Source organism: Peribacillus sp. Bi96 (assembly GCF_918698115.1).
In the GTDB taxonomy this organism is placed as follows: Bacteria; Bacillota; Bacilli; order Bacillales; family DSM-1321; genus Peribacillus.
Genome location: NZ_CAKKLV010000015.1, coordinates 1 through 20,011 on the forward strand (window position 1 = coordinate 1; position 20,011 = coordinate 20,011).

Consider the following 20,011-nt stretch of genomic DNA (forward strand, 5'->3'; position numbering starts at 1 on the left):
GAGTATTATCACGGTTTTCTTTATTCCTTTTTACTAAGTGAGGGTTTACTGTTACTACCTCAATTCCTTGTTTAAATAGCCATTTTGAAAGATTAATCCAGTAATGGCCTGTAGGTTCCATTCCCACAATGGCTACCTCCAGTTTATTTAATCTTTGAAGCTTATCCATCCATTTTAATAAACAAGCAAATCCATCTTCATTATTTTCAAATGCAAGTGGATCTCCGACTACAATTCCACGGAAATTCACTGCTCTAGCCACATGTAATTGTTGGGCAATATCCACTCCAACAACAAGGTGTTTATCGGAAATTCTCTCTATTAGTTGATTTTGTTTATCTTGCATTTTAAACTTCATATTAGGGTTCCTCCTAAGGTTTTGAGTTAGAGTGGTGTCTTACTCATATCTTACTGAGGAGCCCTATTTTTTTCAAAGCTGAAAAATAACGAACTACAGGAATGCTAACCTGCCCCTTTAGTTCCATAAGAAAAGGAGCTGCTGATCAGCTCCGGTAATGAAGTAAAGCATCCGATAGTTAAAGAAAGACATACCTAATGAATGAATTTCCAGTTGTAAAAATGAGTAATACACCACTACCGATGAAAACAATCCGCCAGAACCAATAACTACCTATAAAAGGTAAAATATCGATTTTTCCTTCTTCAACTTCCTTTATACCCTTATACAACCACTTGTACTGAAACAAACCAATCCATAGAAAAATAACTCCCGTTACAAAAACAGATGAACCACCTATCATTTCCTCCATTCCATCGAACTCCCTTTTTCATCCTACCATTATCTTAGTATATATTACTCTTCAACAAATCTTCCCCTATTGTTGCATAAAGAAAAAGCTGCCTTAATGACAGCTTTGATTTTCAGCTAACGCACCCGTTAGTTCATTAAGGGTACCACCAGCAAAACGCGAATTTACAGCGCTAAGAAGATTTGTGTAAAAAATAACCGGTTTTCACCACGGTAAGGGTGTAACCGGTACTTATTACTATTATTGGTTGTTCAACGACCCTTTTTTGATCAAATCGATACTCTAAAAGTTATATTTTGTTAACTTTGTTTCGCTATTTTATCTCTAATCTCCGCAATGGATAAACCAGATTTCTTTAAGCTTTTAATAGTCTCAACTCTTTCCACTGCTGCTTCTCGAGGGTAACGACGTGTTAAGTTTTCATCTAATTGTTCAAATGGAATTAAATTAGCTTCGGTATAATATTTTAATGTACTGTATCTCAAATCAGTTATTCGAGCCAGTTCACCGATAGATATATACTCAGATTTCAAAATATCTTCTAATGAACGTCTCCTTGACACTTAAATCCCCCCTTATGAACCTGCAGAAGCAGAAGCAATGATTGTAGTAATTGTGTGTGATAAAGCATCAACCATTGCAAAAATTTCTTTGTTAGCCGTATCATTGCGAAGTATAGATAATTTGTCGTTAAGGTCTTTTTCCTCGAATTTACTGAAATAGTTCTTCAAAATACGACTGCCTATTAACAAACTTGAAAGAACAACTGTATCGGTTGAAACTGGTCCCTCTTCTAATAATTCTGCACGAATTTGCTCTACAATTAGTTTTTTAGCACCTTCACTGGGTATAAAATGATTGGAATGTCCTAATAAGCCAGTATTTGTTTTGGAGACCAAATCCAATTCAACTAAAGAATCACCGACTGAGTTGAATAATGCCTTGAATAAATTTCGTTTAGTAACAATTCCCCTTGCTAATTTTTTCAGGGATATTGAATTATCTTCGGAAATCATATTATAGATTGAACCCAAATACCCTTTATTACTTGGTAAATCTTGTTTTACTGTCACTTGATTCTCCGAAAACGAAACAATATCTTCTGCTGCAAGTTCTAAAATGCCACTTGCAACCATAAAAGCACGAATCCTCATACTACCAATAGCAGCAACACTACCTTTATCATTTAGTGCTAATATTAAATATTTTTGCTAAATTTCCATATCTTTCATAAAAAACACCTCTCATTAGTTTTAGTCCAATTCTATAATGTAACTTACCGTTTATTACTTATTACTTATCACTTATTACATATCACTTACTACTTACGATTTATACTATGCATTTTATTTCTTTTAGTGTCAAGTAAATTAATATTTGGGAGCAAAAAATAGGCTGTCCCAAAATCATTTTTCAAGATTTTTGAGACAGCCCCTTCTTTTTTGATTATTAAGAAAATCAGAAATGCAATATAAATTTTAATGATTCGTGAGATGGAACGAAAATAGTTTAAAAAAAATTAGAAACAGATACAAAAATTATTCCATAATTATCGGGCTTAGTGATTTTTTGAATAAATAAATCCCAATTCTCATTTATATCACTGAAATTGGGATTTTTAATACGGAGATATCCTTAACGTTGTAAATCCGCGTTTTGCTGGTGGTACCCCTCTAAGCTCTACTATTATCTAAATTACAGCATTTTTATCTTCAACTAACCTGCCACGTTAGTGCCATAAGAAAAAGGATTGCCGCAGCAACCCCGATCTCAACAAACGTACGTATTGTTCAACAAGAAGCAGATCTATCTTAGATATCCTCCATTATTAATATCGAATGTTGCGTCTGTATAATGCTTGGCTCTACCTGATAATAAGAAGACAACAGTATCAGCCACATCTTCAGGCAGGACAGGCGTATTGATGAGTTGGTGACTTAAATACTCCTCTTTTCTCCAATCAGGTATCGTACCCATCATGGGAGTATTAACCATCGTAGGAGCAACAGCATTAACTCAAAAAAGGGTTGATTGCTTTCTCACGATTTACATATCCCTCTTTATCAGGCGGATATTCCATGATCCCCATAGTAAATGACTCATTACATCTCACCTTTTCCAATTAAATAAATAGTTTTACTACACTTCCAAAGGAGTTCTTTGAAAACTATTCATAATTAGGATAAACAGCTAAAGCCCGCATCTTGCTTTTGAAACTCCGACATTTTCAATTTTCCTATCCTTTCGGAATAACTGATAAACGCTTCCTTTGGGTGTCAGATTCCTCGTTTTCATGGTTAATACATAGAAAAACAATATTGGCCCCTCTCTTTTTCCACATAGTGGAAATGATTTTCTTGAAATGGAAATCTTATTTAATTATAAATTTAAAAAGAGCAAAATGTCAATATATTAATAATTTTCAAAAAACGACTTCTGGAGTTTGTGGTATACACATGCAAACAATTGATAGGGCTATGGATGTAATGAGAGTGCTGGTATCTAAATCATCGGAAAACGGTTATCCATAACTTCCGCTAGGCTCCATCCACCGTGTTAAAAGCCTAAAACGGATCTGAAAATACGAATGCAATGAATCGTTCTTTCTAAATCATGGTATTTAAAAAAATTACATAATCGAGGAATTTATAAAAAAAAATCAGGCTTCTTCATCTCTGTTTTTTGAAGACTTAAAGTAGCCTAATTTTTTTGTAACCATTTTCATTTTTTCAATCACCATCTTCATCCTTCAAACATACAATATTAACAAAGTAAAACCGGGGGTATCAACATGCAAGACAATCAACATGGATCGCAAATGAACGAGGTTGAAAAGTTTGATGAATGGGTAAAAAAATTTTTTCTGGATCCGGAAACTTGTGCGTTGGATCATCAACTTTTTTCAATTGATATATACGAAAGTGACGATGAGTATATGGTGGAAGCGGTTTTGGAAAATCATGATGTTAAAGATATTAAAGTTTGCCTAAGTGATAATGAGCTATCGATCATCGTTGACGATAATCAAAAGCGCTTTCTTGAAAAAAAAGTGGATACACTACCCACACAGAGGAAAATCCCCTTCCCCTTTTCGATTTGCTCACGACGGATTACCGCTGAATTTTCAAATCCGATATTGGTGATTCGCATCCATAAGTTTTCCCCCGGAAAAACAGTCGAAGATATTAATATCGAGTAATACGATCATCATAATAAAAAGAATGGCGTAGAGAGCACCCTGCTCCTTAGCCATTCTTTTTTAACTTGATTTATCCTGCAAAGTAAAAGGACGTTCGACTTCCTTTTTGTGTCGAAATGACCTGGAGTTGGGCGTCAATCCTTTCTTTCAATTCTGGAACATGCGAAATTATCCCGACTAATCTTCCAGTGCTTTGTATATCCATTAACGCTTCAATCGCATGATCTAGTGATTCGGGATCAAGCGTGCCGAAACCTTCATCAATGAACATCGTTTCAAGTGAGATTCCGCCTGCATTCTGTTGGACAACATCCGCAAGACCTAAAGCAAGAGCAAGTGATGCCTTAAAGCTCTCTCCTCCCGATAGGGTTTTGACATGCCTCTCCTGCCCGGTATATTGGTCATACACAGACAACTCCAGACCGCTCTGGATATTCCTGCGTGTAGGATCTAGCTTTCGTAACAGCTGATAGCGGCCACTGGTCATTTTCAGTAATCTTAAATTGGCTTCTTTTAAGATATCATCTAAAAAAGCGGCCAATACATACCGTTCAAAAGTTATTCGGAAGGAGTTTTGTCCTTTTGAAATCTCTGACAGATGACCGACAATACTGTACTTTTCATCCAGTTCTTTCTGATCTTTCCTGATTTGCGCCAGCTTCATTTCAATTTCTTCGTTAGTCCGTTTTTCGGCATGCAATTCATTCTGATTTTGACGTAACAATTCCAATTCTCCATCTATGAAATCAAAAGTCTTTTTCAATCCTTCAAGGTCCGGTTTGATTACATCTTTTAATTTCATTTCCAAATCATGAAACAGACTCAAAACACTTTGCCAATTTTGATTATACTGCTGGACTTGGTCCTCTAGGTTTCCAAGAGCCGATTCCGATCTTTTTGCGGCTGTATATTCTTTATAGTTGGAAAAACCTTGAATTGTCATATCCGTGATTAACTTTTCCCGTTCTTCCTTCAATTCTTGATTTAAAGCATTTATATTTCCACTTAGTGAATCTTTTTTTGCATTGATGGCCGATTCTTTTTCTTTTACCATTTGAAGGCTTTTTTGTGCATCTTCCAAGGCCAATTGTAAGCTTTTCTGCGTCTTTACAGCGATTTGATAGGCAGCATCATATTCTTCCTCTGTCCGTATTCCATCCGGCAGGGAATCTTTTATTCCTGATAGTTTTGTAGAATTTTCGATAAACCTCGTTTTCTCATGGTCCTCTTTACTTTCTAAAGAAGTCAGATTCTCTTGGAGCTGGGCTGCTTTCTCTTTTAACTCCAGCAACCGTCTTTCCAAATTGCTAAATAAAGACTTTTTACGATTCAATTCTGTTACCTGCTCTTGCAGCGCTTTTCCATTTTGTTCAAAATGCTTCAAATGATCATCGATATCTTCATCTTTAAACTGCGGCATGTCTTTTTGTAAGTCTGCCAACTTTTCTTGTGAAGACTCCACTAGTGCATCATATTTGGATTTTGCTTGATAGTATGCACTTTCAGCTTGGCTTTTTTGTTGTTCTGAAACTTTCAGCTTGTTTTCTTGCTCTTTCAGTTCCACATCCGTCGGCATATCCTCATGCATTAGCGCTGGTTCAGGATGATTTATCGATCCGCACACAGGACAATTTTCTCCTGAGTGCAACATGGAAGCAAGCATACCTGCTTGACCTGATCGCCACTTTTGAGTGAGGGCTTCCAGTTTTCCCTTTTCCTGAATATGACTGCTTTGAATCTCTTGGAACCGATCATGCTTTTCATCCAGAAACCTCTTCATACTCTGTATTTCAGAAAGTACTTCTTGAAGCTTTTTTATTTGCAGGTACGATTGATTGTTTCTTTCTGCTTCGATTTCCTTATCACGAAACAGAACCGCTGCTTTTTCCGCTTCAGTTTTTTCTTGAGCTACTCTCTCGGCCTCCACTTCAATTGCCTTTTGGTCCGAAACATATTTTTCCCGAAGTTCTTTACTTGCTCGCCACGCTTTTTCATCTAAAGTAACTTGAGCTTTTAAGCTTGCAAAAGTCAAGACAGCTTCTTTAACCTGCTCTAGCTGATGAACATTTCGTATGGCCTGCTCCCTTTGGTTTTCTTTCAACATTTCCTGTCCATAGGAATTCTGCTTCACATTGCGCTCAGCTTGCAACTTCTCCGCCTGCTCACTTAACTTTTCAAGTTCCGTTTTTGCATCATGTACTTGTTTGCCAATACGTAAATAGTATTGTTCCTGCTTTTCGAGCGACACGGCCTTATGTGCCATTTTGATTTGATCTTTCACTAATTCCATTTCAGGCTGCTTTGCTTCCAGGGAATCCTTTTCTTTTCGCAGTTTTTCTTTTTCCGAAAATCTATTTAATAAATCGACCGCTTTTGAAAGCTCTTGATTTATTTGATCACGAGCTTTCTGCTTTGCCTGTATTTGTTTATCTACAATTTCATTTTTTTCTGTTGCTGCCAAAATGACTTCTTGTAAAAGTGGTAAGACCTGCTGCTCGTTAGGCTCTTCCGTTTGCAATTGCGCCAACAGTTCTTCATGGTTACCAGGCTTGATACCTTTCATTAATTCAATTCGACGCTGAGCGCTTTTTTCACTTTGCTTTTTAAGGATCGAAGCCTCTTCTTTTAATTTTTCTTCGATTCGTTTATAAAGTTCAGTATGAAATAATTTCTGGAGAATCTGTTCTTTATCCTTACTATCGGAAGTTAACAGCTTTCGAAATTCATTCTGTGGTATCATCAAGATTTGCCGAAATTGATTGGCATCAAGACCAATAAGTAATTTGATTTTTTCTTCAACCTCACGGACATTTGCACCAAGTATTTTTTTTCCATCGGTCGATAGTTCATATAATTCAGCCTTTGCACCAACGGTTGTGGTTCCTTCACCAGCTTTTTTCTTCCGTTCCTGCTGAGGTGACCGGATCACTAAATAGGTTTTTCCGCGCAAAGAAAATTGCAGCGAGACTTCCGTCAATATATCATCTTCGACAAACTGACTTCGCAAATCTTGGCCGCTTCGATCTTCCCCACTCGCTTTTCCATAAATTGCAAAACTAATCCCATCAAAAATCGTGGTTTTCCCAGCACCTGTCTTTCCAGAAATGACAAACATGGTCCGTTCTCCGAGGGAATTAAAATCAATGGTTTCTCTTCCTGCATACGGTCCAAAAGCCTGCATCGTTAAAATATGTGGTCTCATTTCAAAGCCTCCTCTTTCTTCACAGCTTCAATTACCGAAACCATCAAATCTTGCTTTTGAGAATCAAAGTTCCGATCTGTCATTTCTTGATAAAACGTTTCAAACAAATCCAATTCTGATTTCCGTTCATCTTTTACAGATGAAAAGGATTTTTTTCTTCTAAGGTCAGTCAAATCCCATTTTCTCTCCAGATGAAGTACATTCGGGAAAATCTGTCTCAAGCGATTAATCGGATCGATGAGTGATCCCTCATCATTAAGTGTTATTTTCAAGTAGTCATCCTTTTTTTGCGCTTGATAAAAAGAGGGATCAAGTAGTTCTTCCATTGTTCCGGATATTTCCCTCATATCTAGCTTGGGTACCAAAGATCGATAGCGCAAATCGAAGCTTCCATCTTCCTTCATATCGACGATGGAAAGCGACTTATTTTGCTTAGCCTCCGAAAAAGAGTATTTTAATAGTGAACCAGAGTAAAACACCTTAGGATGGCGTATCGCATCCGGACTATGTAAATGTCCAAGTGCCGTATAATCGAACGCATCGAATAAGTCCGATGAAACACAGCCAGAGCCACCTACTGACAAGACTCGTTCTGAATCGCTCGTTTTACCGCCTAATACAAAAGCATGTCCTACGAAGACGTTCGGTTCATCCTTATTGAAGGTTTCCGCAATCGTTCCGGTTATCCGCTTCATCGCGTCTTGATGAGAATGGATACTATCATCTTCAAAAAGGTGGCGAACCGTACCTGGTTCTGCATATGGTACACAATAAAAATTGACTCCCTTGATGCGGACCGGCTCACATGTTTTTGTCAATTTGCCATGAATGTATAACTGACTATGACGATACCATGATGAACCGAATGCAAGCCTTTCTGCTGAATCATGGTTTCCCGATATCGCAACGATCGGTGTATTCATTTTCACATTAATCGTATATAGGATTTCATCAAGAAGTTCTACCGCTTCAGTCGGCGGAACCGAACGATCATATAGGTCACCGGCAATCACGACCGCATCCGGTTTTTCTTCTTCGACAATTTCTATGAATTGCAAGAGCGCATGCCTTTGGTCATCGGTCATATGTACCCCGTGAACGATTTTCCCTAAATGCCAATCGGCCGTATGGATAAATTTCATAGTTTCACTCCGTCCTCATTTTTACTTACTATTATTATATCAAAAATTTAACGATTAGCATGGTTTGGGTACAAACGTTCTAATTTTTACCACCATAGTCAGTTTTCATTTCTACAGAATAAAAAAGGCAAACTCCTAAGAGTCTGCCTTTTTCATCATTAGCTGAATAAATGTTCATATGGACTCATATTCACTTTTCTTTCGGCTAATTTTTTTTGTAAGAATTTATGGTCACGTTTTGGTGTGGCAATGATATATCCGCGTATCACTAGATCCTCCGAAATATCGCCCGCTTTTTCCTTTAAAGCCAATTCACCGATTTTCCCCGCAATTTTATGACGGGCAACATCGCGGAAAAGTTCTGGTACAGGGCTCACTAAATCTTCAAGTAATTCCTTTTGCTGCTTTGACCATAGGTGCTTTGTTTGGTCCAAATAGTATTCTTCCCAATCCATATCGGATTTCCCATCTTCTTTAGGAAATCTTTTGAGGAACTTTCGAAACATGAAAAAGCCACCTATGCTCATCAATATAATTAAAAGGGCTACCCAAAATAGAATAAACCATAAAAACCAGCCACTTAGCAAAAGTACCACCTCATATGTATAGAATGATTGTCACTATTATTATAGACAGTAACCCATATCTTTACAAGACTGGCAATGTAATCATTCCGTTTCGTTCACTTCCAGTAAGACCAGCGAAAAGTCACCCACAGCATTTTCTTCATAAAGATTCGTAACTGAAGTTGCATAGTTAAAAATTTCTGCCCTAAATTCCTCATTTGAATCTGGAATTTTCACATCAAAAACCATTTGATAAAGAAGTGTAGTAATATCATGATATTCACTATTTGTAACCTTGAAATTAAAACTGACTTTTCTGATTTCTCCACCTTCAGAATCCTTTACAGTTTCAGCAAGAAAATCAGTAACCTTCAGTGGAACATCATTTAAAATGACCTCATCTACCATTTTATCAACATCTCCTTAAATGTGGTTAATGATATGTTATCACTTAGGGCTTTCAGCTCCAACGATTCAGCCTTAGATAATAAAAAAAAACGTGCACAAGTTACCTTGGCACGTTTCTGTAAATCAATTTCCCTTTTTTACGATTATACGCCATTTAGCGTCATCGATTTGCTCAAATTCCGTGATTTCATGACCTTCAGCAGCTGCCCAGCGAGGAATGCTCTCCGTTGCTTGGGTGCAATCGAAATTAATGATTAGTTCCTCTCCTTTGGTCATATCCACAATTGCTTCTTTAGCTTCCACTAGAGGGAATGGACATACCATCCCAGTCGTTTCCAATACCTTCGCCATATACATTACACTCCCCAATAAATTATTTTCATCACGAATCTTATGCAGCTTTTGAAATAGCCGCTGTTTTCTTTTGCTTACGGATAATCGTGAAATAAGTGGCTACCCATGTACCTAATAGGAAAAAGACAATGGCGATCCAACCCTGCCAAGCAAATAATGCCGAGTTCACCAGGCCATTCCCTATTGTGCACCCTCCGGCAACACTTGCACCGAATCCCATGATTACGCCGCCAATTGCATTATTACGCAACGTTTTCATATCAGGCAAGCGCCAACGGAATTCGCCGCTCCCTTTTGCTGCGATGAAAGCGCCAAGGAAAATACCCAATACTAAAAACGTACCCCAATCGATCAACGCATTATCTCCTGTTATAAGGAAGGTTAGAATGTTAGCGGACGGAGCTGTGATTCCAAGACCGAACATCCTGCCTGTCATTGCACTTAGTGGCCAAGCCATGATTGCGATCAGGCCAATCAATAATGCTGTAACAAATGGATGCCACCGTTTTTCGAATAAAATGTGAGCCAATCCGGTTTTTTTCTGTTTCATTTTGAAGATTGGCAGTTTAGGTTTTCTTAATTCACGAATCACCAAGAGGCCCACCAAAGTGGTCACAACAATTACAAGCACCCAAGGCGAAACATTCAATGTTTCATGAATGTACGTATCACTTGTACGATACGACAACAGATTGTCCCCTGCCGCTTTCCAAACTCCGTACTTTGTCATTGCAGCTCCAAGCATATATCCGAAAAGAGCAACCCAACTGCCAATCATGCCCTCTCCGGCACGGTACCAAGTTCCAGTAGCGCAACCGCCGGCTAGCACCATTCCAATGCCAAAAATAAATCCACCGACTATAGTTCCCAACCATGGAAAACCGTCATTTCCAAATTGAATGATCCCTGTATCATTCAATGCATAAACGCCAATACTTTGTATCGCTATAACAACAAATGTAGCTAAAAACATACGTCCATCTTTAGCTAAAATCAAATCACGATATGCACCAACAACACAGAAACGGCCTCTTTGAAGCACAAATCCCAGCAGTAAACCACAAATAATCCCGAATACAATCATTTGTAACATGAACCGTTTCCTCCTTAAGTAAAATAATAATAGTACTAATATAATATAATTCTTATGGAAATACTAGGTTTTTAATCAAAAAAAGTGATCATTAGCATGAAACGTTCCAGACAAATGAAAAAACCTGAGTCATCATAAATATCGACTCAGGTTACAAAAATTATCCCTCACACCAAATTACTTCCGCTGAAACTAGCGGCTTTAACCTTTTTGTATTGGTATAGCATGGCGATTCTCCATGGAACGATCATTGCAAAAGCAAGTAAGAAAAACATTCCACTTAAGACGCCAATTTCAATTGTGCTACCAAGCATCAGTTTCGCTACGAGCCGAATCACCATGAGCCCAATCAGAATGAATATAAACGCTTTAGAACGAAGAATATAAATTTTATCTTCTCGAACTTCGAATTTTGAAGTTTTTATTAAGAGGATGGAAAATAACATCCCTGCAACAAGTGCCTCCAAAAATTCGTATCGAGTTACCCGGAACATTGGGAAAATGAACATTAAAGCACCTGTACTCATGAACAGCGGTGGTAAGATGATTTTCTTTTCATTCACTGGTTTTTTTGTTTCCTTCATCCTTAACATGAATACACCCATAGCCATCACAATCGCTATACCTGTTGATATATATATCATTCCATAACCATCCCTTTTTAACTAAAAATAGGTAAGTACCATAAAAAATTATATATGACTTCCATTAATAAACAAAGTATATAGTACCTATTTAAGATAAACAAGGAGAGCGTTTTTAATTAAGTGCCCTATGGATGGCATCCAGTACTCTGATTTCGTCAAAAGGCTTAACGATAAAATCTTTTGCCCCGGCTTCAATTGCTTCGACAACCATTTTTTGCTGCCCCATTGCAGAACACATTATAACCGTTGCAAATGGAAATTCCTTTTTAATTTCTTTAACCGCATCCAGACCGCTCAATACTGGCTTCGTTATATCCCTTTTCACCAAGTCAGGATTCAGATTTCGATATAAATCAACCGCTTCTTTTCCATTCTCAGCTTCACCAATCACAACATGTCCTACTTTTGATAAAATATTTGAAAGTGTCATTCTCATAAACTTGGCATCATCAACTATTAATATTCGGGCAATGTCCGTTCCTCCTCATTTCAAACAATAGCACTGCAAAACCTATCATTAGAAATGTATTGACTTTTATCATATGTAGAATACGTGACTTTAGACTCAAAATCAATAGCGTTAACATAGGAACGAACAAAAAAACGGGGTAAAAAGTTTCGAAAATCATCCAGCTAGAATATTTTTCAATAAATGTCTTATTATGCACTAAAATCCTGTAAAGCCACCGAATAGTCTAGATAGGACTGCAATTATCTTGGTCATCCAATTAAAAAACAAAATGATACCCATTACAATCATTAAATATCCGCCAATCTTCATAATGTATTGGCTGTATTTTTTGATCCATTTCAATTTTCCCACAAAGAAGGATAAAATGAAAAACGGTATGGCAAAACCTAATATATAGGCAGTCATATAGCTCATCGCAGCCCCAGGATTTGTTGCACCTAAAGAGATGACGGCACCTAATAGTGGACCTGCACAAGGTGTCCATCCAGCAGCAAAAGCAAGACCGATAAGAATGGAACCTAAATAGCCGCTAGGTCGGTTTTTAAATTCAAACCGACTATCTTTCATCAAAGATTTCGGCTGAAATATCCCTACAATGAATAATCCAAAAATGATAATTAAAATGGCACCAATTTGACGAATTAATTCTTTGTAATCCGAGAAAAAAGAACCTAGAAAGGTTGTACTAAAACCTATTGCAATAAAAACCAATGAAAATCCAAGAAGGAAGAATAAAGTATGCAGCATACTTCTCCTTTGGAGCATGGCGTTCTCGGATTTGATTTCTCCAACACTCATACCAGTGATATAAGATAAGAAAGCTGGATATAGCGGTAAGCAACACGGAGAAATAAAACTCAAAAAGCCTGCCCCAAAAGCTAAAAATATGTTTATATCATTCAAATAAGCTCACCCCTATGTATGTCAAACTATAAACATTGTAACAAATAAGATAAAAAAATACATTTATGGAACTTTGAATAATTGATGACAAAGAATCGTGCCTAAGTTTTATTAAAGTGAACTTATTTGAATTCATAAGTCCAAGCCGATATAATTGTTATATTCATACAGATTTTACAACTAACACTTATTAAAAAGGTACCTTGAAAAAATGTTGGGGTAAGAAAGGAAATAAAATGGCTAAAGAGAATGAATTTCTCGAACAGATTGAATTAAAGAGAAATGAGCTAATCAAAATTGTCGCTAAAGATGGTTTAAACTCCCGTGTAGCAGTTGAATATAGCCAGCAGCTTGATCATTTATTAAATAAATATAATGAACTTTTTTATAAAACTGGTACAGATTTTTAATCCTGATTTCTTACCAGTTTATCTCCCATTGATCTCACCTCTGTCATTATATGCTTACTTTTGACAGTCAATCTCCCTTTTTCTAAATCCTTCCATAATGTGAATGATAATAAAAATGACAAACCCTCATATAAAAAAACAGGCAATTCCTTTCGGCACTGCCTGTCTTCATCTTTTTATTTAAGATGACATACAACGATTACGTAACAATATCAACATCGGATGTCGGTGCATAGTTAGTCACGACAAGAGTTACCGGAGATCCAGCTATAATGGAGGAACCGGCTGGAACAGTGATTAGAAGACTTCCTACTCCAGTGGCCCCTGGAGTGTATGTGGATATATCCTCCATTTGCAGAACACCATTAATAAACACTTCAAATGAGCTGTTTTCAGTACTTAATACAGGCAACGCAGTAGCAGGAGCTCCTGTATCCGACCAAAAACTTGCTGCATCAATGGAAAGTGTCGTTGGACCATCCAATGCAGCGAGTACCTCATAAAAAAATCGGGTGACAAGCGGATTTACATTAATCACCGAGGTAGCCTCCAGGGCTAATTTCATTATTTTTAACGGTAATATATTCACCTCTCTACTCTTCATGCTATTTCATGAATGGAATTGTATAGACTAAATCCAAAAATGGTCCCCAGCGATAATCTGCACTTTTTATAAAATAGATAAGGAGTTAAGAAAAAGGGGGAGAGTTTAAAAATGGATCATGAAAAATGCCGTTTCATTAAAATGGATACCCAAATCCGAGACCTTTGTTGTTTTTCCCTAAGTGCTCTCCCAAAGAAATTCGCACAAGGATTCCGAGAAGCATTGTTGCTTGCGAATTTTATGCTATTGCAAATGGCTGCCAACGAATATTTGAAGAGAAAGACGGAATTACAGACATAGGTAATCAGACAATACTTGATCCCTCAAATACTTCCTTTATGAATTTATTTATAAATGGCGTTTTACAGCCTCATGCTAATTACACGGTTGAAAAGGGAAAGCTTAAATTGAATACGGTTGATACACCAATAAAAGGGGCACCTATCATATTGCAAATGTTCATTATTTAAACAACTTCCCTCAATAAGCGATCAGGAAACGTTTGAATCCTGCACTTTATTGTAATACAAAAAATCACCGACAAGTAATCCTTTAATAAATGGGCTGATATGTTGAACGTCTTTAATAAATAAAGTTGAACTCCATATACTATGTCGTATATACATGTACAGGAGGGCATTAGTTTGAAAACCTTAATCATGGCTTTTTCAGTTTTCATTCTTTTTTTATTTTGTGACACTCCATATATTCAGGCCATAACTTCCAGTCGAGAAGCATACGAAAAAACAGGAAATGTTATTTGGGAAGGGCATACAAAAGAAAAAATCGTAGCCATAACTTTTGATGATGGACCACACCCTTCCTACACACCTCAAATCCTGGATATATTGGCTAAATATAATGCCAAAGCAACCTTTTTTGTTTCAGGTAATAAAGTGAAAAGTAATCCTGGCATTCTAATGAGAGAAATAAAAGAAGGTCATGAAATTGCTAACCACACCTATCATCATTATTACAATAAAAATATGACAGCCGAGTTATTATCCTCTGAATTAGATCAAACAGATAAAGTGATTTGGGACATTGCCAAATACAAACCATCCCTATATCGTCCTGTAGGCGGACTTCATAACGATATAATCATTAATACAGCAGTCAAAAAAGGATATAAGGTTATTCTGTGGTCCTGGCATCAAGATCCCCAAGACTGGAAAAGACCGGCACCAAATAAAATCTCCACTCATATAATCAATTCGTTACGAGCTGGTGATATCATTCTCCTGCACGATTGGAGTGATCGTCCCCAAACAGTAAAAGCATTAGAAACGACATTGGATTATTTGTATAAAAACGGCTATGAATGTGTTACGGTATCTGATCTAATATTTCGTTCCAACGTAAGCATACCCGGATTTTTCAGAACCTTCCCTGTTGAATGAGCATGATCGTAAAAGAGCTTTTTTATTTACCAGAAGTTCATTCCAAAATCATTCATTTAGGCGGCATATAATTGGACCTATCGATGGACGATCAGGTCCTCCTCAAGCTCTCGCTTCTGAAAAGGATCACGAAAAACAATAATGGGGCTATCCGAATTACATATTACGACTTTCCAGTCATTTATTCCTGTATCGTAATTGCCGTTCTTTCATCTCTCCGGAATTCTTCACTTAACCTTCCATTTAAGCCTATCCCTTGTTCATTTAACTTCCATCCTATTACTCCCAGTAATAATAAATTGACTTCCTTCTATTACGAAACTAGTATAGTTAAGTCAGCTATATGGAAGGCGGTTTATGATTTGAACGTTCAGGCACTTTTACAAATGAATACGATATTTATTAGCATCCTAATTGAATCCCTTCCCTTCATTCTATTGGGAGTCCTTATATCTGGAATCATCCAAATTTTTGTGTCAGAAGAAATGATAGCAAAGGTTATACCGAAAAATCCGATCTTATCTGTTTTATTCGCAATATTTGCTGGGGTCTTTTTTCTTGCATGTGAGTGCGGGATAGTCCCGATTACCCGCCGTTTGATTGCTAAAGGCGTTCCACTTTCAGCTGCCATTGCCTTTATGCTTTCTGCACCTATTCTGAATCCGATTGTTCTGTTTTCCACCTATATTGCATTTGGGAATAACTGGAGCATGGTTATCTATCGTGGCGGAATAGCACTCTTGGTCGTCTTAATCATTGCGTGTATACTCTCTTTCCAATTTAAGACAAATCAACTTAAACATGAACTTATCGGACATACCAATCACCATTCCCATACGGTTAAAGACAAAATAACAGGAATGTTTAAACACTCGATTGAAGAGTTCTTTTCTGTTGGAAAGTACTTAATAATTGGCGCACTATTGGCAGCTGCCATTCAAACCTTTTTGAAAACATCCCTCTTGCTTGAGATTGGTCAAGGAAATTTATCCGGGAATGTAGTTATGATGGCACTGTCTTATGTGATGTCCTTGTGTTCCCAAGCAGACGCCTTTGTTGCGAGTTCTTTTAGAAGCACCTTCTCGACTTCTTCAATCGTTGCGTTTCTTGTATTTGGGGCCATGTTCGATATTAAAAATACGATCATGCTTTTAGGTACATTCAAAACAAAATTTGTTTTATGTTTGATGGCTTATATTTTTATTTCCGTACTAGGCTTAACTTTATTGTTCATTTCTTAAAGAGGGTGTTTTATATGGGACGTTTATTCATATTACTTGGACTTACTTTTTTATTCATGCATTTACACGCCTCAGGGAATATATCGAAATACATTAATATGGAATATTCTTATGTTTCACAGATTGCTATCTATATATTAGCTATTTTTACGTTAATGGGTTCCTACTTATATATTAAAGAAGATGATAAAAAAGAGTGTGATGATTGTCATTGCGGGCATGATCATTCAAAAGAAAACAAAAGATGGAAAAAAGTCCTTACTTACTCGCTATTTTTGATTCCCATTTATACCGGCCTCTTTTTGCCTGTTGCCACAATGGATTCGAATATCGTAGAGAAGAAAGGATTTCATTTCCCCGTATACGATGACACAGATGAATATAGCCAGCATCAATTTCTGCAACCTGATACAAGTTTATATTATGGTAAGGATGACTATTTAACTTTAATGGATGAGTCTCTAAACAGCTTAGTAAAACGTGATAGCCTGCATTTAACCGACAACAACTACCTTAAAGATTTGGAAGCCATCTATTATTCTCCTGGAAAGTTCACAGGTAAAAACATTACGTTAACTGGATTTTCCTACAATTCAAAGGATTTATCTAAAAACCAGGTATTTCTGTTTCGCTTTGGGGTCATCCATTGTGTCGCGGACTCTGGGGTATTCGGTATGCTAATTGAATTTCCGGAAGGAATGCATCCTAAAAATGATGAGTGGTATTCCGTGACAGGTAAACTAGAAACCATTTATTATCAGCCATTTAAGAAAACCATTCCTATACTCAAAGTAACATCACAGACCAAAACCGTTGAGCCCGATGATCCTTATGTTTATAGAAAATATTAAAGAACTATTCATTACGAGGTAACTATATATCCTGCAGACATTCAAATGATTGCACGTAACCATAGCTTGAGAGATTATGTTGTTGGTTTATCGAGGAAATTTTTTTGAAGATGCATAATGTCTTAAACTTTAATACTAAATTCAAAGCGCCCATCTTTAAGGATGGGCTTGTTTTATAGCTTCGCTTGTTACATGCCCCATACACCGTATGTCTTACCTCGGCTGCTCATATAATAAATTCTCTTAAAAAGGTCAACCAGTAATATTTACTGGTCGGCCTTTTTATTTGATTGTACCTGTTAGCTGAATACAGAACAGGTATATTACGAGAGGTTCATGATATAATCATCATAGATAACCGCATTCTGAAAATTGAAACCTTTGGGAGTCGATGAAAATTGACAATGAATATTAGTAAAGAACAAACTATTTTTAACCATGTTGGAAATAGAATCATAACAGAAGATAGAGAAATTAATATCATTGCCAGATTAGAAGAACCACTAATAGTAGTTTTAGGAAGCGTTTTGAGTGACGAAGAATGTGACGAACTAATTAGATTGTCAAAAGACAAATTGCATCGTTCTAAAATTGGAGATTCCCATGAAGTAAATGAGATAAGAACAAGTAGTGGTATGTTTTTTCAAGAAAATGAAAGTGATATCATTACCAGAATTGAAAAAAGAATATCATCTATAATGAATATACCCATTGAACATGGGGATGGGATTCAAATTCTTAAATATTCTCCAGGTCAAGAGTATAAAGCCCATTTTGATTTTTTTACAAGTAAAGAGACCAAAAATAATAGAATTAGCACAATTGTCATGTACTTAAATGATGTAGAGCATGGAGGAGAAACGTTTTTTCCTAAACTGAATTTTTCTGTATCCCCAAAAAAAGGGATGGCAGTGTATTTCGAATATTTCTATAACGATAATCACATAAACGAGCTAACTTTACATGGTGGAGCGCCAGTAATTAATGAAGAAAAATGGGTTGCAACACAATGGATGAGAAGACAAAAAAAGTAGCAACTGATAGACATTCAATGTTCAAAACGGTAAATTAGAGTATTCTTTCCAAATAACTGTCCCCTCCAATCCATTATATTTGTTATTATCATTTAGGAATGAGGTCGGAGACAAAAAATTCACAAAATATCGACATTCTTTTTAATGGCCTCCCCTATCTTTTAATATTAGAAGAAAGTCGACTATTCAGAGCGCTCTTTGAATTTTGAACTCAAGAGTGTCGTGCTCATCATAATTCCGTTTTGAAAATGGATTACATATTCGAATGTATGAAAAAATGTCCAGATTGGATTTGAGTCATTATTTTGGACACAATGCCAAAATAATGAGTACCAACATGTTAGTTAGCCAAACTTCGACCTATGCGCAATAATATAACCCAAACACCATTATACCCATTCCCGGCTATTTGTCCGGGGTTTTTTAATTCCCTTTTTAAACCAATCTGCAAGCCCTTCGGCCTAATAAAAACTCCTCAAAACCAAGTCTTTTCATCAAAGAAATTCCACCATTTGATACAGGTTTAATAATTGTCCGCTTACTTGTACGTAATAGCTTCTCTGGAACATGATACTGCAACGATAGCAAAATCTGTTTTGATTATAGGTCCTGGTTCCATGAAAAACTTCCATTTTAGTAGATTCATTCTCTTTTTATCAACAAATTCAATCGTCTGAAAATTAATTCTATATTAGGTTAAAAATAGAACTATTGTAAGATAAATCTATTTTCTTTGTATGATAAAGTAGAATGGTAGCAAAATTAATCGAAGGATGTGGCATTATTTGAAGTTAAATGTAAAAATGTCGGTTTTTGTTTTCATTTGTTTCTTGTTTTTCATACCCAATTCAATCTTTGCTCAAGAAATTTTACACAATGGAAGTCAAGGACAAACAGTTTATGACCTACAAGAAAAGTTAAAGAAAATGGGTTACTTTAAAAGCCAACCAACAGGATATTATGGTTCAATTACTGATCATGCTGTGAAACAACTTCAATTAGATGCTGGACTATTACCAGATGGAATTTTTGGATTACAAACACAACAAAAGGTAAATGGTATTGAAATGATGGCCAGGGTTGTTCATGGAGAAGCTCGAGGAGAAACTTATGAAGGAAAAGTTGCTGTCGCTGCAGTAATTTTGAATCGAATGTCAACACCGGGTTTTCCTAAAAATACTTACGATGTTATTTTTCAGACAAATGCTTTTACAGCTATACATGATGGCCAATATTATTTGACCCCAAACAGCTATTCTTATCAAGCTGTTATTGATGCATTAAAAGGTTGGGATCCTACTATGGGTTCTGTTTATTATTATAATCCACACTTGGCAACAGATGAATGGATTTTCACTAGGGAAAAGGTCATTAAAATAGGCAACCACTTATTTGCAAAGTAAAAACTAATCTACATACATATTGCAATTATATTTTTATAGTTTCGAATGATCATTATCCCAATTAACTATTTCGTGGGGTGTAGTTGAATGGTCGGGCAGTATTTGCCCGACCTTTTTGGCGTCCCTCATAGCCATCAACCTAAGAAAATGGATAACCCCCAAAACGAAATTTTTTTCATCTCGTTGATATAGAAATGTTCATTTTAACATTTTGAGTGGTCCACCCTGTTATCTTGATGGGGCTTGTGACGCTGCCCCTGTAACTAAGTTCAAAAAAACAAAAAGATTTATAGCTACTGAACCACTCACTAT

Annotated in this window: 23 protein-coding genes and 1 pseudogene; 9 read left to right on the forward strand and 15 right to left on the reverse strand. The window is 36.5% G+C overall.

Features of this window, described 5'->3' with window-relative positions; translation table 11 throughout:
- The 5 genes and pseudogenes from LQ203_RS17495 to LQ203_RS17515 all read right to left on the reverse strand — a co-directional run.
- On the reverse strand, window positions 1-358 hold a 358-nt coding region (locus LQ203_RS17495), incomplete at its 3' end, for an IS110 family transposase (RefSeq protein WP_230159641.1).
- A 178-nt stretch (window positions 359-536) separates the two neighbouring features.
- Window positions 537-770 carry a hypothetical protein gene (locus LQ203_RS17500; RefSeq protein ID WP_230159642.1) on the reverse strand — a complete coding sequence of 78 codons (234 nt, stop codon included), beginning with the start codon at window positions 768-770 and terminating at the stop codon, window positions 537-539.
- Window positions 771-1,069: 299 nt separating this feature from the next.
- Window positions 1,070-1,333 (reverse strand): MerR family transcriptional regulator, encoded by a 264-nt coding sequence (locus LQ203_RS17505; RefSeq protein WP_089363280.1) that lies wholly within the window; start codon window positions 1,331-1,333, stop codon window positions 1,070-1,072.
- A 12-nt stretch (window positions 1,334-1,345) separates the two neighbouring features.
- A complete protein-coding gene (locus LQ203_RS17510) occupies window positions 1,346-1,969 on the reverse strand; it encodes a GPP34 family phosphoprotein (RefSeq protein WP_290370610.1) in 624 nt (207 codons plus the stop codon).
- A gap of 607 nt (window positions 1,970-2,576) precedes the next feature.
- A pseudogene (locus LQ203_RS17515) lies at window positions 2,577-2,786 on the reverse strand (SDR family oxidoreductase); the annotation flags it as partial.
- Between the two features lie 775 nt (window positions 2,787-3,561).
- Between LQ203_RS17515 and LQ203_RS17520 the strand changes: the two are divergent.
- Window positions 3,562-3,969 (forward strand): Hsp20/alpha crystallin family protein, encoded by a 408-nt coding sequence (locus tag LQ203_RS17520; RefSeq protein WP_230159644.1) that lies wholly within the window; start codon window positions 3,562-3,564, stop codon window positions 3,967-3,969.
- Between the two features lie 70 nt (window positions 3,970-4,039).
- Here LQ203_RS17520 and LQ203_RS17525 read toward each other — a convergent pair whose 3' ends face one another.
- From LQ203_RS17525 to LQ203_RS17565, 9 genes are all read right to left on the reverse strand, one after another.
- Window positions 4,040-7,171 (reverse strand): SbcC/MukB-like Walker B domain-containing protein, encoded by a 3,132-nt coding sequence (locus LQ203_RS17525; protein ID WP_230159645.1) that lies wholly within the window; start codon window positions 7,169-7,171, stop codon window positions 4,040-4,042.
- Window positions 7,168-8,313 carry an exonuclease SbcCD subunit D gene (locus LQ203_RS17530; RefSeq protein WP_230159646.1) on the reverse strand — a complete coding sequence of 382 codons (1,146 nt, stop codon included), beginning with the start codon at window positions 8,311-8,313 and terminating at the stop codon, window positions 7,168-7,170. The genes LQ203_RS17525 and LQ203_RS17530 overlap by 4 nt, the downstream gene beginning before the upstream one ends.
- Window positions 8,314-8,471: 158 nt before the next feature.
- On the reverse strand, window positions 8,472-8,900 hold the full coding sequence (locus tag LQ203_RS17535; protein WP_230159647.1) for a DUF2621 domain-containing protein: 429 nt from the start codon (window positions 8,898-8,900) through the stop codon (window positions 8,472-8,474).
- A gap of 81 nt (window positions 8,901-8,981) precedes the next feature.
- A complete protein-coding gene (locus tag LQ203_RS17540) occupies window positions 8,982-9,287 on the reverse strand; it encodes a DUF3219 family protein (protein ID WP_230159648.1) in 306 nt (101 codons plus the stop codon).
- A gap of 123 nt (window positions 9,288-9,410) precedes the next feature.
- The gene (locus LQ203_RS17545) at window positions 9,411-9,638 is read right to left on the reverse strand and encodes a sulfurtransferase TusA family protein (protein ID WP_230159649.1); all 228 of its coding nucleotides are present in this window, start codon (window positions 9,636-9,638) and stop codon (window positions 9,411-9,413) included.
- 40 nt (window positions 9,639-9,678) lie between these two features.
- A complete protein-coding gene (locus tag LQ203_RS17550) occupies window positions 9,679-10,734 on the reverse strand; it encodes a YeeE/YedE family protein (RefSeq protein WP_230159650.1) in 1,056 nt (351 codons plus the stop codon).
- A 167-nt stretch (window positions 10,735-10,901) separates the two neighbouring features.
- Complete coding sequence (locus LQ203_RS17555; protein ID WP_230159651.1) at window positions 10,902-11,378, reverse strand: cytochrome c biogenesis protein CcdC; 477 nt, start codon at window positions 11,376-11,378, stop codon at window positions 10,902-10,904.
- A gap of 115 nt (window positions 11,379-11,493) precedes the next feature.
- Window positions 11,494-11,853: a response regulator gene (locus tag LQ203_RS17560; RefSeq protein ID WP_290370611.1), complete on the reverse strand. Its 360-nt coding sequence runs from the start codon at window positions 11,851-11,853 to the stop codon at window positions 11,494-11,496.
- Window positions 11,854-12,048: 195 nt separating this feature from the next.
- Window positions 12,049-12,756 carry a cytochrome c biogenesis protein CcdA gene (locus LQ203_RS17565; RefSeq protein WP_230159653.1) on the reverse strand — a complete coding sequence of 236 codons (708 nt, stop codon included), beginning with the start codon at window positions 12,754-12,756 and terminating at the stop codon, window positions 12,049-12,051.
- Window positions 12,757-12,992: 236 nt separating this feature from the next.
- Here LQ203_RS17565 and LQ203_RS17570 point away from each other — a divergent pair, with 236 nt between their 5' ends.
- Window positions 12,993-13,166, forward strand: coding sequence for an aspartyl-phosphate phosphatase Spo0E family protein (locus LQ203_RS17570; RefSeq protein WP_230159654.1), 174 nt, complete (start codon window positions 12,993-12,995; stop codon window positions 13,164-13,166).
- A 199-nt stretch (window positions 13,167-13,365) separates the two neighbouring features.
- Here LQ203_RS17570 and LQ203_RS17575 read toward each other — a convergent pair whose 3' ends face one another.
- Window positions 13,366-13,770 carry a DUF4183 domain-containing protein gene (locus LQ203_RS17575; RefSeq protein WP_230159655.1) on the reverse strand — a complete coding sequence of 135 codons (405 nt, stop codon included), beginning with the start codon at window positions 13,768-13,770 and terminating at the stop codon, window positions 13,366-13,368.
- 111 nt (window positions 13,771-13,881) lie between these two features.
- On the opposite strand from LQ203_RS17575, the gene LQ203_RS17580 reads away from it, so the two are divergent.
- The 7 genes from LQ203_RS17580 to LQ203_RS17610 all read left to right on the forward strand — a co-directional run bounded on the left by LQ203_RS17580 (window position 13,882) and on the right by LQ203_RS17610 (window position 19,699).
- On the forward strand, window positions 13,882-14,070 hold the full coding sequence (locus tag LQ203_RS17580; protein WP_230159917.1) for a hypothetical protein: 189 nt from the start codon (window positions 13,882-13,884) through the stop codon (window positions 14,068-14,070).
- The gene (locus tag LQ203_RS17585; protein ID WP_356714735.1) at window positions 14,067-14,240 is read left to right on the forward strand and encodes a DUF4183 domain-containing protein; all 174 of its coding nucleotides are present in this window, start codon (window positions 14,067-14,069) and stop codon (window positions 14,238-14,240) included. Before LQ203_RS17580 ends, LQ203_RS17585 begins: the two co-directional genes overlap by 4 nt.
- Window positions 14,241-14,429: 189 nt before the next feature.
- Window positions 14,430-15,170: a polysaccharide deacetylase family protein gene (locus tag LQ203_RS17590; protein ID WP_230159906.1), complete on the forward strand. Its 741-nt coding sequence runs from the start codon at window positions 14,430-14,432 to the stop codon at window positions 15,168-15,170.
- A 386-nt stretch (window positions 15,171-15,556) separates the two neighbouring features.
- Window positions 15,557-16,411 (forward strand): permease, encoded by an 855-nt coding sequence (locus LQ203_RS17595; protein ID WP_230159908.1) that lies wholly within the window; start codon window positions 15,557-15,559, stop codon window positions 16,409-16,411.
- 14 nt (window positions 16,412-16,425) lie between these two features.
- Entirely contained in the window at window positions 16,426-17,262 is an 837-nt protein-coding gene (locus tag LQ203_RS17600) for a TIGR03943 family protein (protein ID WP_230159656.1), read from the forward strand.
- Between the two features lie 404 nt (window positions 17,263-17,666).
- Complete coding sequence (locus tag LQ203_RS17605) at window positions 17,667-18,296, forward strand: 2OG-Fe(II) oxygenase (RefSeq protein ID WP_230159910.1); 630 nt, start codon at window positions 17,667-17,669, stop codon at window positions 18,294-18,296.
- A 785-nt stretch (window positions 18,297-19,081) separates the two neighbouring features.
- Window positions 19,082-19,699: a cell wall hydrolase gene (locus LQ203_RS17610; RefSeq protein WP_230159658.1), complete on the forward strand. Its 618-nt coding sequence runs from the start codon at window positions 19,082-19,084 to the stop codon at window positions 19,697-19,699.
- The last annotated feature ends 312 nt before the right edge of the window (window positions 19,700-20,011 follow it).